Genomic DNA, 16,011 nt, shown 5'->3' with positions numbered 1-16,011 from the left:
TTATAGCTCAACCACTAAGCTCATTCCCATACGCAAACCTTCGACAGGTGTGGTAGGGCGAGCTTCGATTTCAAAGGTGCGTAAATCAAACCCTTGTGAGGCGTCTGTTGATCGCCATGTGGCGAAATCACCCATCACTGCGATGTGGGAAACGATAAATTCTACTTTGGCTTCTAAAGCAGGTAAGTAAGCCGTAAATGTTGTGCCTTTCGTAAAATGCTTGAGTTGATCTTCGCGTACGTTGAGCACCGCCCATGAGTCTTGGGTATCCACGACAGTAACGACAGGGAAGCCCTGTGGAGCCAGCTCGCCGCTTTGCAGCAGTACTTGGGACACTTCACCGTCAAACCAACTCTCAATTTTAGTGTCCGCGGCATAAGCTTCAACTTCCGCTACGGCACCAGCAGCCATACGTTCTTTTTCCGCGGCAGCGAGTTTAGTTTCAGAGCGTGCGCCTTCTTTGGTCATTTGATACATCTGAAAAGCGGCGCTTTCAGTATATTTAGCGGCCTGCCATTGGGTATTGGCTTCATCACGCTTTTGTTCAGCGACGACACCATCACGGTAAAGATTATTGACACGCAAATAGGTCTTTTCCATTAAATCCGCTGCGGCTTTGGCTTTAAGCCATTGATCTTTCGCTGCTTGAATTTGTTGATCGCGTGCGCCTGTTTCTGCTTCTTTAGCCAGTGCTCCCGCCGCTTTTTGACCCGCAATCGCTTGATCTAATTTGGCTTCAATTTCAGGGCTGTGCAGCGTGAAAATGAGCTGGCCACGTTCAACGCTATCGCCTTTGCGCACCAGTACCTGATCAATACGGCCGGGAACTTTTGAGGAAATACTGTATTGTTGAGATTCAATTTGACCTTGTAAGCGGACAGGTTTAGGTTGAGATGCTTGGTAAAAGCGATAGCCTACCCAAGAGATCGCCACCACAGCAGCAAGAGCAATCAGTGTTGGTTTTACGGCTTTCATAAGGCATCCTTTTGAGCAGGTGATTCGTGAGTCATTGATGAGTGCAACAAAATCGCTGATTGTGTGTAGATAGGGAAAGTATTCATTTCACTGGTCAATGCCAGTAACTTATTTAAAGAAAGTAAGTAGTTGAAGCTGGCTAATGACTGTTGCGTTTTTATACTAGCAAGGTAGAGCTCTGCATCCACCACATCTAAAGACGTTGCTAAACCCTGACTGAATGCCTTTTGGCGTAGGTTCAGGTTTTCATTAGCCAGTGTGAGACTTGAGTTTAGTCCCATCACTTCTTCCAATGCTTGTTCGGCTTCCAAATAGGTTTTTTCCACCAACACGCTCAAATCTTGCTTAGCTTGCGCCTTTAAGTAACGTACTTGTGAGACTGCGCTGTGCGCTGCTTTGACTTGATCGCTGCGACCCGATGTTTCAATTAACGGAATGTTGACCCCAACACCCACTAACCAATCCGGTTTCATTTGGCTGGCCAGCGAATCGTCTTCATGTAGGCTGTAATCACCGTAAAGGTAGACTTCTGGATAGTATTTGCCTTTTTCAGCTTTGATCAAGCTGCTTGCTTGCTTTTCTTTTGCTTCAAGTAGTGCCAAGCCCGGATAGGTATTGAGCGTTTGCTCCACAAAAACAGAGAGCGGCGGTAAGCGGTCATTGACAAACAGTGAACCACTTGGCTCGACTTTTTCTGTTTGACCTAGAATTTGGGTTAGTGCGCTTTGGGCAATATCTAAGGTTTTTTGTGCTTTTTTGCGTTCAACCGTTGCTTTATCTAATGAGGCTTCAGCTTGTAGCCGTTCCACATGGGCAATTTGTCCTTGTTGCTCTAACTTTAGTGCATTATCACGGTGCTTGGTTAACCCTTGCTCAACGGCTTGGCGAGTCACTAAAACCTCTTTTGCCAAAAGAACACTAAAGTAATATTTGCTCAAGTCTTCATAGCGCGCTTGTGTCTCCATTGCGAGCTGGCTTTGTGCTTCTTCTTTTTTACCTTCCGCAGCGGCTTGTGCGGCGCTGATCCGTCCGCCTGTAAAAATGGGCCAAATAGCGCGAATCGAAGAGCTGAAAATATCACGTTCGGTGATGGTTGATGTGATGGAGCCAGCACTGGCGAGTATCGGTCCTAAAACTGGCCCCAAAGATGATGGGATAGATTGCCCAGTGCTATCGAATATCTGCTTTCCTGACAAAGTGACATCTTGGTCTAAACGCGTGTAGTTTGCACCAATAGAAACAGCAGGCAAATTGAGACTGTCTGTGGAATTTTCAATATGCTGATAGCGTTCGACATTTGCCCGCCCAGCGGCAAGTGAATTATTGCTCTGTTGCAAAAGATCCCATGCTTGTTGAAAGGAAATCGGCGCGGCGAAAGAAGGGGCAGCACCAAGCAGAGTAAAGACGAATAGGCTGAGTGTTTTCGCTTTCATGCTAAGCTCGAGTAATAATAATTAGAGTTAATGCTCTAGTTTTTTGCTGCGGAAGTCAACAGTGTGATGGGTTGAAATGTCGAAATAACAGCAAGTGATATGCGCTAGCATGAAGCGCATATCATCAAAATTCAATATTTAAATTTAATACTTATGGTAAGAAGGGCAGAGATAATCGGCCCGCCAAACCAATTTTTTACTACCTCTTACGTTTGTACTGCCTTGCATCGTGGTCAGTACGTCCTTACCCGACATCTGCGGGAAAGCGAGCAGCACTCTCAGGTCATCATTTGACTCAGTCGCTATTTCTTCATAAGCCCGAACGTGAGTAAAGGTTGACTGTAAATGGTTAAACAGCATATCTCGGGAAAGGCAAATTCCAAAGGCATCGCGTTTCATTGTAAGTGTCCTTCTGACAATGTTATGAATGGAATCGATAGCAATTGGTATGGTTATTATAGGGCTATCTTTTTGTGAGGTTTCCTCATCATCTTCTTCACTGCACAATTAGTATACAAATGCTTTGGCATTATGAGATAAAATTTTTCTAAAATAGGCGTGATATAGATCACGAAATAACCATGATAATTTTTTATAAAACCTTGTGCATATTCTTCTTGGCAAGTCTTCGAAATAGATTGCAATAAAACGAACCAAAATGGTGCGTGGAATGCGTAGTATTGTTCACAGTTATTCGTTTCTCTCTTCGCTCAAATGTTAAATAAGTGTTAGCTTGTATGCAGAGTTAAAGAGGGATTTATGGTGTGGAGTAGTATCAGTTTTCGTAAGCGTATGCTGATCATAATGACCCTTTCAGGGTTGATTGAATTACTGCTGTTAGTTGCCGCTGGTTTTGTGTACATCAAACATTCTCAAGAAGAAGAGATGGGCTTAAAGGCTTTGGGGGTTGCTTCATTTCTTGCACAAACTCCATCAGTGGTCGATATGCTTGAATCTGGTAGTGGGGTGGATCACCAACAGCGTTATCGAGAGTTAACAAAATTAATCGGTGCAACCTTCATTGTTATCGGCGATCAACATGGGATCCGCTTAGTCCATCCTGTTGATGAACGAATTGGTCTTCCCATGAAAGGGGGAGATAACGATCAAGCTTTGCTACATGGTGAGTCATACGTTTCTTTTGCTCAGGGTTCATTGGGTAAATCCGTGCGTGGAAAATCGGCGGTAAAAAATGCCCAAGGACAAATCGTTGGTGTGGTGTCAGTTGGTTACTTAATAGAACGACTACAAGATAAAATTGAACCTTTTCTCATCTACCTAATTGGGATGGCACTGCTGGTAGTGCTGGCGAATGCTGTACTTTCCAGCTACGCCTCACGCCGTTTTCAGAAAGCGATACTCGGTTTTGAACCAGAAGAGATTGGCCGATTGTATGTCGAACTCGATGTCACCATGAGTACCTTAAAGGAAGGCATTTTAAGTATTGATGAGGCGGGTATTCTTCGTTCCATTAATAAAAGTGCGTGTGAGATTTTGGCGATTAACCGAGAGAAAGCGCTTAATCAACCACTTTCTCTGTTTCTGCCTGAAAGTGATCTCATGAGTGTTATTGAAAGTGGCACGCCTGATCACGACATCGAGCTGTACCTCAATCAACAGCGTCTGATCGCCAATCGAAGTCCGATTATTGTTGACGGTAAAGTGGTTGGGGCGGTGTCCAGCTTCCGCCTCCGAGATGAAATCAACGAGTTAACCGAGCAACTCTCCCAAACCAAAGAGTATGCTGAAATGCTTCGCTCTCAAACTCACGAACATCGCAACAAACTCAACACCATCAGTGGGCTTGTACAGATGGGAGAGCTGGAAGCGGTTCAGCATTTAATCGGCCAAGAAACGGCTCATTACCAATTGCTCATTGAATTTCTACGCGAGACAGTTAGAGATCCACTCATTGCTGGAATGCTGCTGGGTAAAACTGAGCGGGCTCGTGAACTCGGTTTGGAGTTAGTCGTTGAAGAGGGATCGCGTCTAGAACCTTTGCCGCAGCGTATCAATGCCGAAGATATCGTCACTATCTTGGGTAACCTGATTGACAATGCATTTGATGCGACACTCACGATGATCCGCAATGAAAAACGGGTGACACAAGAACGACGCATCATTGAAGTGTCACTCAGCGATTATGGTGCCGAAATTATTCTTGAAGTGGATGATAAAGGGTGTGGTTTACCCGAACAAATGTCGCCACAGCAATTATGGCAAAAGGGAGTCTCTAGCAAAGCAAAACATAACCGAGGTGTGGGTTTACACCTGGTAAAACAGTTAGCTGATCGCTATCAAGGGCAGCTAGAAATGAAAAGTAATCAAGATGTTGGAACAAGAGTTACGGTTTATCTGCCTAAGGAAGAACAAGTATGAATACCCGTGTCATGATCATTGAAGATGATATCGCGATTGCGCAATTACATCATCGTTACCTGACACAAATTGAGGGATTTGAAGTCATTGGCATTGCAACGACTCACGCCGATGCCCAATTGCAGTTAGATATCCTCAAACCCGATTTAGTATTGCTGGATGTTTATCTACCGGATGGTACGGGGCTCGATCTCTTACAGAAAGTTCGAGGCAACAACCAAGGCTGTGATGTGATTTTGATTACTGCAGCGCGCGATGTTGAGACGCTACAACAGGCAATGCGTGGTGGCGTAGTTGATTACTTGCTCAAGCCAGTAATGTTTCCCCGTCTTGAATCGGCATTGAAGAAATACCAAACCCAACAATTAGAGTTGGGCTCTGTGGCTGATGTTGACCAAAACGTAGTTGATAAAATGTTGACAGCCAATACCAGTGAGCTTCCCACTCATCTGCGTCTTCCTAAAGGAATTGATGGGGTTACGCTAGACAAAATACGCCATCTTTTTAACACACCATGCAGTTTGACCGCGGACGAAGCGGGAGAAAAAATTGGCGCAAGTCGAACCACGGCAAGGCGTTATCTGGAATATTTAATCAGCAGTGGTGAGCTAACCGCCGACTTAAATTACGGCACGGTTGGTCGCCCGGAGCGTTGCTATAAAAAAGTTGTACGTTAGGCCGAGAGATTTAATGGGTTAACCGCATGAAATTTAATGCTATTTAATCACGTCGTTCGTATTGTTGATGATGAATGCTTGCGATCAACTAGACGGCGTTTCAAACCCCATCTAAAGTTTAAGGACAAAAGGCAGATAACATCATGTAGGAGAGAGGATGAACGTAATCAAATATCTGCGTACTATTCTACCTATGTGGCTAATCAGTGTGTTGGCATCATCACCTGCTTATCCCGCTAGTCTTGAAACACTAACGTATTATACAGAGGCCTACCCCCCTTTTAATTTTATGAATCAGGGCAAAATCACTGGAATTTCGGTTGATTTACTTCAAGAAGCCGCTACATTCTCAGGGCATGAGGTGTTATTGAGCCAAATCGTATTGCAACCGTGGGCTCGTTCTTACCGCTCTGCCATCTTGAAAAAAGACGGGGTACTTTTCTCGACAACAAGGACGTCACACAGAGAGGAATTATTTCATTGGGTAGGCCCAATTGATGACATCAAAGTTTCGGTAATTGCACGTAAAGGCAGTAATATCAAACTTGGGGAACCTTTAGAAATTACCTCCTATAAGATCGGGGTGATAAAAGATGACGTCGGCGAACAAATGCTATTGCAATATGGTGTTCCGAGAGACTCAATGCAAGAAGCAACGGATGTCACTATGTTGGCAGAGCAGTTAGTGAAAAAGCGTATTGATTTGATTGCATACGATGAACGGTCAGCCCATTGGTGGATAAAACAAGCAGGATATGCCCCCGATCAATTTGAAACACTTTATGTGTTAAAGCAGGGATTACTTTACTATGCTTTTAATAAAAATATAGACCAAACACTATTAGACGATTTACAAATGGGTATTGATAAAGTAAAGAACACGGTTAATGAAGACGGTGTTAATCGATATCAAGCCATATTAAACAAATACCAATAACCATTCTTAAGATTAGTGACCAGTATGAGCAACCCAAGTAGTACAATTTTGACAGAGAGTGGTACCAACGAACTTGAGATTATTGAGTTCCATTTAGAAAAGGTACTGCCAGATGGACGCACGAAAACCTGCTATTACGGCATTAACGTTGCGAAAGTTAGGGAAGTGATACAAGTTCCTGATACCACCGATTATCCCAATGCTCAGCCGCATATGATCGGTGTATTTTCGTCACGTGATGTACTGACTCCGTTAGTTGATCTTGCCGGTTGGCTTGGTGTGCCTACTAATCCAAGCCTTGATCGAAAGTTTGTTATCGTGACGGATTTTAACCGCATGACCAATGGCTTTTTGATTGACAGCATTAGTCGTATTCACCGTATTTCTTGGAACGATGTTGAATCGCCGAGTCAGTTTTTAGAAGCGGGTGAGCAAGATTGCGTCGTGGCGGTTGTGCGCAAAGATGGCAACCTGATCATGATTTTGGATTTTGAGAAAATCATCGCTGACATCAACCCTGAATTGAGTATGGAAAAATACGATGTCACGGTGGACAGATCGGTCGACCTCAACCAAAAAATGATCAGCAAACGTAATGCGAAAACCATCATGGTGGTGGATGATTCGGCGTTTATCCGAAGCTTAATACAAGATACATTAAGCTCTGCAGGCTACAACATTATTGCGTGTAAAGACGGTGGTGAAGCCTATGAGAAATTGATGGAAATTGAAAAAGTAGCCAAGTCCGAAAACGTACCCGTGACAGAGTTAGTGAATGCGATAGTAACGGATGTAGAAATGCCGCGCATGGATGGTATGCACTTGTTGAAGCGCTTGCGTGACAGCGAAACTTATAAAACAACGCCGATAGTGATGTTCTCTTCGATCATGAGTGATGATAACCGAGCCAAAGCATTAGCACTGGGTGCTGATGATACCTTGACCAAACCCGAAATTGGCAAAATGGTCACCCTGATGGATAAATATGTATTTGCTTAACCTTTATACCCTCCCCACTTAGAGTTGTTTGGGTATAGCGGTCAGTCGGTGACCAATTAAGGAGAGTCTCATTTGAGGCTCTTTTTGTTTTATCACAATTTTGAACGTTAAGCTCAGCGGCGCGAATAGCGAGTGATGAGTAAGGAGAGATGGGAGGAAGATCAAACTCTATTAGATTGGTCAAAATGTAATATTCTTTCACATTTCATGATTCCTCATTCTACGCTTTGTCTTTCCGATCACGTTTTTATCTTGCTCTCTCTGCTTTCCTTTCATCTCATTTACCCTGAGCGTGAGTGAACTCTGTGTTTTTCTTCTCCTCCCTTGGCTCTACGCCCTGAGAGTAAAATGGCAAGGGGGAGGTAATTGGCGGTGTCAAAATTATAACGTTAGCTTAGGTAGATATAGACATATGTCTACTGATTTATAGGTTTTCTGCCAGCAGTGAGAGCAGGACGAGCACTAACGTTATAAAACGGATTACAACAATGAAAACAAACCTAACGAGAATGACTTTAGCGTTTGCTTCAATTGGTATGCTAGCGGGTTGTAATGACTCGTTAGACGTTCAAGTCATGGATGGGTATTTAACCAATGCCCAAGTTTGGCTGGATGTGAACGGCAATCGTCAATTTGAACAAAACGAACCTCAAGCGTATACCGACCAAAAAGGTATCGCAAAAATTAACGTGGCGGGGCTGCGTGGTGACGTAAAAAATTATTATCTGATGGCTTCTGCTATCAAGGGAAAAACCGTTGACCAAGATATTCCCACCGTCAAAACGGCGCGCAATTATTTAATGATGGCGCCAGCAAATTATCCGGTGATCAGCCCTTTTACGACTTACCTCAGCGTGCAGATGCAAAATGGTAAGCGAGAGAGTAAAGCGTTGGCTGAGCTGAAAAAGGCGCTGCGTATTCCAACTTTGGATGTCAAAGCGGATTATGTCGATAACCACATCTTGGTTGCTCAATCTGCTAAAGCGCTAGCGCAACTGCTACCTGCTACTATCGATGACTCCAGCTTGCCTGAATTGGCCAATACCTTGAAAAAAGCCAGTAAACGGTTTGGCGATGAGATCAAAAAAGCGCAGCGAGAAAAGAGCGATATTCGCGATAAAACACTGATGCTTGAAAATGGTGAGCCTGTTATTGGCTTTGATAGCGATAGAGATGGCGTAGCCGATTTGATTGACCACTTTCCTTACGACATCCAAGAGAGTATTGACTCCGATAATGATGGCATTGGCGATCACGCAGACCTAGACGATGACAACGATGGCTGGCCTGATGAAACTGAATGGCGATTAGGGACAGACCCTTATGACGCCTTAAGCTTTGCTGCCGATCTCGATGGCGATGGCATTGCGGATGTCGAAGATGATGATATTGATGGTGATGGGTGGAGCAACGCCGATGAAGCGCGTTTAGGAACGGACGCCAATGATGTTTCAAGCGTTCCTGCTGATCTTGATAGTGACGGTATTGCCGATAGCGAAGATGACGATATTGATGGTGACGGCGTGAGCAACGCGCAGGATGTATTCCCACGAGATCGCTTAGAAAGCCTTGATACCAATAACGATGGGCTAGGGGATTTTGCCTCAAGCGACGATGACGGTGATGGCATCCCCGACAGCATTGATCCACAACCGAAACAGGCGGATAACTCGACAACCGAGCCGACCCCAACTTATCAAGAAGCGATTATTTACTACCTGCGTGATGACAATAATTATGACAGCTGGGGACTACACCTTTGGAACAACGGTAGCTGTGATTCTGTTTCTGAATCTGCGCTTAATGGCGTGGATTGGGGAAATCCTTACTTAGCCTCAGAAATCGACCCGATTTATGGAGCGATATATCGCATTCCACTTAAAGCAGAACATGGCAACTGCATGAACTTTATTGTGCACAGTGGCAATGATAAAGCGCTGGGCGGCGATGATTTAGTGCTGGATTTTGTCAAAGGCAATACGCTTTATACGCGCCACGGTAGTGCGGTGTTGAACTATTCTCCGAATGAGCAAATTCAAGTTGCCATTGAGGGCGCAGCTGCACATTGGCTTGCGGTAAATCAACTGGCGTGGTTCGATCACAGCGAAGCGGCAAGCTATGAGCTTTGGAGCCGCGCACAAGGCAATGGTGATATCGCCCATCCTGAACAATTCATTCATTACCCATTAGCCTTGTCAGGCGTGACCAATAATGCGCATTTTCCACATTTAGCGGGTCGAACAGCCTTCACATTGGATGTGAGCAATGAACAAGCTAAAGCGCTGTTGAAAACTCAGCTACTCACAGTAGCGAGAGATGCTGAAGGCAAAGTACTGGTTGCAACAAAAGTACAGATCCCAGGAATAGTCGATAATCTTTACACGGCTGGCAGCGATGATGCCGATGAAGCGAAACTTGGCGCTTGGATAGAGGGTGATAGCGCGCATTTTGCGCTATGGGCTCCGACCGCGCAGCAAGTGGAGTTGTATCTGTATGATCAAGATAAAACCCTTCGCAGTACCTCCCCTCAGCCGATGGTTGAAGATCCCAACACCGGAGTTTGGCATTATCAAGGTGAGCGCTCGCTGAAAAACAGTTTCTATCGTTACCGCGTGCAGGCCTACCATCCTAAAACGGCGCAACTTGAATGGATGATGACGACCGACCCGTATTCGCAATCGCTCAGCACATCCAGCCTTTATTCTCAATTGGTGGACTTAACCGCAGCAGAGTCAAAACCGGACGATTGGGATACTCAAATTATTCCTGAACTGAGTCATCCTGAAGATAACATTCTTTATGAAGTACACATTCGTGACTTCAGCAACAGTGATAGCAAAGGAACAGCGGAATACAACGGTAAGTACCTTGCCTTCTTGGAAGAAGAACGTGACAGTGTTGCGCACCTGAAAAGTTTAAAACAAGCGGGTTTAACCACCATTCACTTACTGCCAAGCTATGATTTAGCGTCGATTCCGGAAGATGAGCAAAAGCGGGTCGATCTTAATGATACGGTCGCCAAACTGTGTGGTATTAACCCGCAAGCCTCGCTCTGTTCTGATGGCACGTCGATGAGCGCGACCATACTTTCTTTGTTGGAAAAAACCGACCCGAATACACCGCAAGCACAAGCATTACTTGCGGATGTGCGGCCGCTTGACAGCTTCAACTGGGGTTATGATCCATTCCATTACAGCGCGCCAGAAGGCAGTTATGCAGTGCAAAGTGATGGTGTGTCACGGGTGAAAGAGCACCGCCAAATGGTGCAAAAACTGCATCAGCTTGGTTTTCGAGTCGTGCAAGATGTGGTCTACAACCATACCTATTCGTCAGGTTTGTATGACAAATCAGTACTGGATAAAACCGTGCCCGGTTATTACCACCGCTTGAACCCCATCACAGGTGCGGTTGAAAATTCTAGCTGCTGTGACAATACCGCTTCAGAAAACCGTATGTTCGAGAAACTGGTGGCCGATAGCGTCACGATGTGGGCGCAAGATTACAAAATCGACGGTTTCCGTTTCGATCTGATGGGACACTTGATGAAATCAAGCATGCTCAAGATTTATGAGGCGGCGAAAACGGTTGATCCTGACACTTGGTTCTATGGTGAAGGCTGGAACTTTGGTGAAGTCGCCAACGGTGCCAGAGGTGAAAATGCCACGCAATGGCCAATGGCTGGAACGGGGATAGGGACTTATAACGACCGCTTACGTGACGGTGTGCGGGGCGGTGGTCCATTTGATAGCGGTGAGGCGTTATTAACCACTCCGGGTTTTGCTAATGCAGGTGATCGATTTAGTGATGAGCTGAAATCGAAAATGGACTTAATTCGCTATGGCATGGCTGGCAATTTACAAGCCTATCCATTGCAAACCGCCAGCGGCATGACAGTGCTTGGCCGTGATTTCCAATACGGTGGTCAAGGCGCGGCCTATACACTTGACCCACAAGAGTCGATTAACTACGTCTCTAAACACGACAATCAAACCCTGTGGGACTTCAACCAATATAAAGCAAAAGCAGAAACCAGCTCAGCGGATAGAGCGCGCATGCAGATCATTGGTCTTGCGCCAGTAATGCTTGGGCAAGGTGTTCCTTTTTTCCATATGGGGTCAGAACTACTTCGCTCAAAATCGATGGCGCGCGACAGTTACGACAGTGGTGATTGGTACAACCGTGTTGACTTTAGCAAGCAGACCAACAACTGGAATGTCGGCTTGCCAAGAGCAGACAAAGATCAGGCCAACTGGAGTGCGATTCAAAGTGTGATAGCCAACCCCAATACGGTAGCTTCCGCGCAAGATATCGCATGGACAGACAATGCCTTCAAAGCCTTGCTGGCGATTCGTGCGCAAACACCGTTGCTCAAGCTCATCTCTGAGCAAGAAGTGTTAAATCGTGTTCGTTTCCATAATACGGGGCCAAATGCTCAGCCTGGCATGATAGTGATGTCGGTGAATGATGGTGTTTCAGCCGGTGCGGATCTCGACCCTAACGTTGAGGCCATCGTTGTCGCCATCAACGCTAATAGCGTCGAGCAAAGTGTGGTAATTCCGAACGCGCAGCGCTTTGAATTACATCCTGTTTTACGCACAGCACAAGATGTGCGCGTCAAAGAGAGCCAGTTTAACAATGGCCGCTTTACCGTCCCAGCCTTAACCGCGGCTGTGTTTGTGATGCCACAAAAGGGCGAGCAGGGTGCTGGCTTAAGCATTGATGCGCCACCAATTGATGTGGCACCTTATGGTTCAACCATGGTGTACGTGCGTGGTTCGATGAACGGTTGGGGAGTTTCAAATCCATTATCCTATCAGCAAAATGGTCTCTACACGTTTGAAGGTTATCTGACTCCCGGAGTGTATGAATTCAAAATTGCTTCTGAAGATTGGAGCACACTAAACCTGGGTTTCGGTGGTTTTAGTATCGCTAGCGGTTCCGCGACATTGGAAAATGCAGGAAATGGCAATATCAAGCTTACCGTAACAGAGCAAGGTGTTTGGAAGTTCACATTGGATGCATCCAACACATCGCAACTGGTGGTTGGCGTTGTGGATATGGGTGTTGACTACGCGTGTTATCAAGACAATAACCCCGCTTGTGATTTGCGAATTTATCAAGTGATGGTGGAATCCTTTGTTGATGGAGATCCAAACGCTGATTACGGCGTTGGTTACGGCAACTCGCACCACCGTGGTGATTTGCAAGGCATCATCAATAGCTTGGATTATATTGCTAGCTTGAACGTTAATGCGTTGTGGTTAACGCCAGTATTTGATTCCTGTGCGGGTCAAAATGGCGATGATAAGCTTGACGCTACTGGCTATTTTGCGTGTGATTATTTCAACGTAGATCCTAACTTTGGCAGCAACGCTAAACTAAAAGAGCTGATTGATCGTGCGCATGACAAAGGGCTGTACGTGTTATTGGATGGCGTATTTGGCCACACCAGCTCTGTTGGCGTGAAAGCGTCACCGAGCGGCAAGTTGCCTCAGCTTCATGACGGGGAAAGTGGTTATCCGGGCAAGTTGGTCACTTATCCTAGCCAAGCGAGTGATGCATTTTTCACTGAAGTTGCCAGCTACTGGATCCGTGAGTTTGCCATTGATGGCTGGCGTTTAGACCAAGCGTATCAAGTCCCGCTTGAGAGCTGGCGTTCGCTGCGCGCGGCGGTTGAACAAGCATCGCAAAATAACCTTAATGCAGGGAAATCATGGGGCACATTAGGTTATATGGTCGGTGAAGTGTGGCAAGGGGCTGATGACATTACCCTAACTGCGTATGGCAGTGATGCAAACCCAGCGCTCTCCTCAGCCTTCAACTTTCCTTTACGCTATGGTGTGATGCAAGCATTAGCAGTGGAAGAATCTGGCGCAAGCGGCAATGCTCTGAGTCTAGAAGCCAGTTGGAATAACCGAGCGAAATCGCCTTATCACGCCATGCCAAATCTAATGTTAGGTAATCATGATTTGGTTCGTTTTGGTGACCTGATCCAACGAGGTAATTTAGGCGATTATTATGCGCGACATCTTGCCGCGTTCAGTTTTCTTGCTGCTTATTCTGGGCCAATCACGCTTTACTATGGTGAAGAGATTGGGGATGAAGTCGAAAACTTTGCAGCGCAAGTGACACAAAATTGTGCTGCCGTTGGTTTGTGTGATGATCACGTTGCTCGTTCTAGTGGCAAAGTAGATGGTTCAAGCTTATCACCACAACAGCAAGCGCTGAAAAACAGCGTCAGTCAATTAATGCGACTGCGCAGCCAATACCCGTCCCTGGCTAAAGGGGAGCGGCGTAATGTGTGGATTGACGAGAGTTTGTACGCGGATCTCAAAGTGTACGGTGATGAGCAGATCCTCTATGTGCTGAACACCAGCACTGCGGAGCGGAGATTATCTCTTGATATGGGAAGCGTAAAAGCTGCGACTCAATTGAAGGATTTAATGACTGATGAGACGATCGCCACGCAAATCGGCACAACGACAATCATCGTTCCGGCTTTAACTGGTCGCTTACTTCGACTGGATTAATCGTTAAAGCAATAAAAGCTCGCTGCGGCGAGCTTTTTCCTTCTCTACTTTTTCCTACTAAGGCTCTCATTAATGAGCCTCTCGTTTGGTCATTGTCCATTGACAGAAAACACAAGTTGCGACATTTCACTCATTGGCGTAGCTTATCAACCTGAATGACACTCTGGTACACATTCTAGATTCAGCTTACAAGAGAGCCTGCTGCCATGTGGATTAGGTCACCCTCTTCAACAAATCCATAGTAATAAACTGGCCTTTGGGCGGTACTTCGTTTATTAATTAGCGAGTTAGCTAATTACTTCAAAATGGTTTTTATCGTATGACCAACATTTTTATCATTGTTGCACTGCTGGTGCTGTTTTTTGTCTTTATCCAAAAGTACGTGATCAAACACGACGATACCAAAGATTACGCTTATAAGAAGAAAGGGGCGTTACTCAATATGTCGGAAGGCGCCTTTCATAACGCACTGAAATCTGCAGTAGGGGAACACGGTGTGGTGTTGGCTAAAGTTTCAATGGCCAACGTGGTTACCCCAGCGGCAAACTTGAATAAAAAGCAGTGGTTTATCGCCAATAACCGAATCGCCAAAAACTATTTTGATTTTGTGGTGTGTGATGCAAGAACCCTAGAGCCGCGAGTTATCATCGAGTTGGATAACGGAAAAGAACTGCATAAAGGCAAGGTAGAGCGTGAAAAATTGCTGATGCATGTGTGTAAGTCTGCCAACATTCCATTGATTGGTGCGAACATCAAACACAGCTATCAAGTGAGTAAACTAAGAAGGTTACTGGCCGCGCATATTGATTTGATCGAAACCGATAAAGAAGTGCGTTTTTGCAAAAAATGTGGCAGCCCAATGGTGATAAAAATTGCCAGCCAAGGCGAATTCAAAGGTCGACGATTCTTTACGTGTAGCCGTCAACCACAGTGTACCTATACTGAAAATTATAATGTGGTGTATGAAGTAGGCGAGGATCAAGAGCTCTGAGAAATCCAAAGTGTCGAATCATCCACTGTGTCATTGATTTGGCAAATACAAACTTGGTTACGTCCATTTTTCTTCGCTTTATAAAGCTCAACATCGGCTAATTTCAGTAGTACATCCAACTTGTCACCTTCACGGTATTCACAAATACCGACACTTAAGGTCAGTTGGATTCGCTTCGAGCCATAAGCGTACAAATGTTGATTAATCGCTTCGCGTAATTTTTCTCCCACATGTTCGGCTTGCGCGATACTGTTATTAAACAAAGTCACACAAAACTCCTCCCCGCCGATACGGTAGAGGTTATCGTCGCCCACAATTTGAGACATTACCTGCGCCGTATCGATCAGCACCTTATCACCGGCATCATGCCCATGGGTGTCATTGACTTGCTTAAAATAATCAAGGTCAATCACCAGAAGACATAAAGTGGTATCTACCTTATTTTGCACAAAGTGAGCGAAGGCATGAGTGAGTGCTAAACGATTGTGAGAGCCCGTCAACGCATCACGAGAAGCAAGATAGCGTAGTGAGTTTTCGGTTTTTTTACGGCTAGATTCAAAAATATGAGCCACTGTCCAAATTCCGCAGTAGCAAAGAAGCAGATTGATCATCAACGGGATTGGATCATAAGCTTCATTCCATAAGGCTTGATAATAAATGTTGAACAGTTGCGGAATGAGTGCGATGCCCGTAGCGAGGCGGCCATGCTTAACCCCTAGCAATAGGTAAAAAAGTACTGGGAAAAACGTGGTCCATAAAAATAGACCATTACTTAAAGGCTGGATAAAAGTCCCTGCGCTGATAATAAAGATCAGAAAATAAACGTAGACACGAATGTGAGTGACTGAATGTGCTTGTTGTTTTGCAATCAAGTAAACGTAATAGGAGTAGCACATGAAGATAAATTCTAATGCTGCTAGCCCGTAGCTGTAAGTGTAAAAAACGTTAAATAGGACGAAGAAAAATGCAATAGCGGTTAGCAGTAAGCTTAACCCACAAAGTACAGAGGCTCTCAAATGATGAGAATGATTGAATAATCGCACATCCATGTTACGTCACCGTATTGCATATCGAAGATATTGATAAAGCT

At 45.2% G+C, this 16,011-nt stretch carries 10 protein-coding genes; 6 read left to right on the top strand and 4 right to left on the bottom strand.

All coding sequences use genetic code 11. The annotated features are described in order from the left end of the window. The 3 genes from EXZ60_RS03360 to EXZ60_RS03350 form a co-directional block, all read right to left on the bottom strand. The gene (locus EXZ60_RS03360) at nt 1-975 is read right to left on the bottom strand and encodes an efflux RND transporter periplasmic adaptor subunit (protein WP_017042989.1); all 975 of its coding nucleotides are present in this window, start codon (nt 973-975) and stop codon (nt 1-3) included. Next, nucleotides 972-2,408 carry a TolC family protein gene (locus EXZ60_RS03355; RefSeq protein ID WP_094127064.1) on the bottom strand — a complete coding sequence of 479 codons (1,437 nt, stop codon included), beginning with the start codon at nt 2,406-2,408 and terminating at the stop codon, nt 972-974. Before EXZ60_RS03355 ends, EXZ60_RS03360 begins: the two co-directional genes overlap by 4 nt. Before the next feature lie 144 nt (nt 2,409-2,552). Further along, nucleotides 2,553-2,807, bottom strand: coding sequence for a hypothetical protein (locus EXZ60_RS03350; protein WP_013856662.1), 255 nt, complete (start codon nt 2,805-2,807; stop codon nt 2,553-2,555). Nucleotides 2,808-3,167: 360 nt separating this feature from the next. On the opposite strand from EXZ60_RS03350, the gene EXZ60_RS03345 reads away from it, so the two are divergent. The 6 genes from EXZ60_RS03345 to EXZ60_RS03320 all read left to right on the top strand — a co-directional run bounded on the left by EXZ60_RS03345 (nt 3,168) and on the right by EXZ60_RS03320 (nt 14,921). Further along, complete coding sequence (locus EXZ60_RS03345; protein WP_115339864.1) at nt 3,168-4,787, top strand: sensor histidine kinase; 1,620 nt, start codon at nt 3,168-3,170, stop codon at nt 4,785-4,787. Continuing rightward, nucleotides 4,784-5,464, top strand: coding sequence for a response regulator (locus tag EXZ60_RS03340; RefSeq protein ID WP_013856664.1), 681 nt, complete (start codon nt 4,784-4,786; stop codon nt 5,462-5,464). Before EXZ60_RS03345 ends, EXZ60_RS03340 begins: the two co-directional genes overlap by 4 nt. Nucleotides 5,465-5,657: 193 nt before the next feature. Next, a complete protein-coding gene (locus EXZ60_RS03335) occupies nt 5,658-6,401 on the top strand; it encodes a transporter substrate-binding domain-containing protein (protein ID WP_277435337.1) in 744 nt (247 codons plus the stop codon). 24 nt (nt 6,402-6,425) lie between these two features. Then, nucleotides 6,426-7,400, top strand: coding sequence for a chemotaxis protein (locus tag EXZ60_RS03330; RefSeq protein WP_026027355.1), 975 nt, complete (start codon nt 6,426-6,428; stop codon nt 7,398-7,400). A gap of 488 nt (nt 7,401-7,888) precedes the next feature. Continuing rightward, nucleotides 7,889-13,930 (top strand): pullulanase-type alpha-1,6-glucosidase, encoded by a 6,042-nt coding sequence (pulA, locus tag EXZ60_RS03325; protein WP_277435281.1) that lies wholly within the window; start codon nt 7,889-7,891, stop codon nt 13,928-13,930. 319 nt (nt 13,931-14,249) lie between these two features. Next, complete coding sequence (locus tag EXZ60_RS03320) at nt 14,250-14,921, top strand: DUF2726 domain-containing protein (RefSeq protein WP_013856668.1); 672 nt, start codon at nt 14,250-14,252, stop codon at nt 14,919-14,921. Here EXZ60_RS03320 and EXZ60_RS03315 read toward each other — a convergent pair. Further along, nucleotides 14,909-15,970, bottom strand: a complete 1,062-nt coding sequence (locus EXZ60_RS03315; RefSeq protein ID WP_277435280.1) for a GGDEF domain-containing protein — start codon at nt 15,968-15,970, stop codon at nt 14,909-14,911. The two genes, EXZ60_RS03320 and EXZ60_RS03315, sit on opposite strands and share 13 nt — an antisense overlap. Between the last annotated feature and the right edge of the window lie 41 nt (nt 15,971-16,011).

The sequence above is a fragment of the Vibrio sp. 1151_11 genome (assembly GCF_029478525.1).
GTDB lineage: Bacteria > Pseudomonadota > Gammaproteobacteria > Enterobacterales > Vibrionaceae > Vibrio > Vibrio anguillarum.
This window is presented reverse-complemented; position numbering and strand designations above follow the sequence as displayed.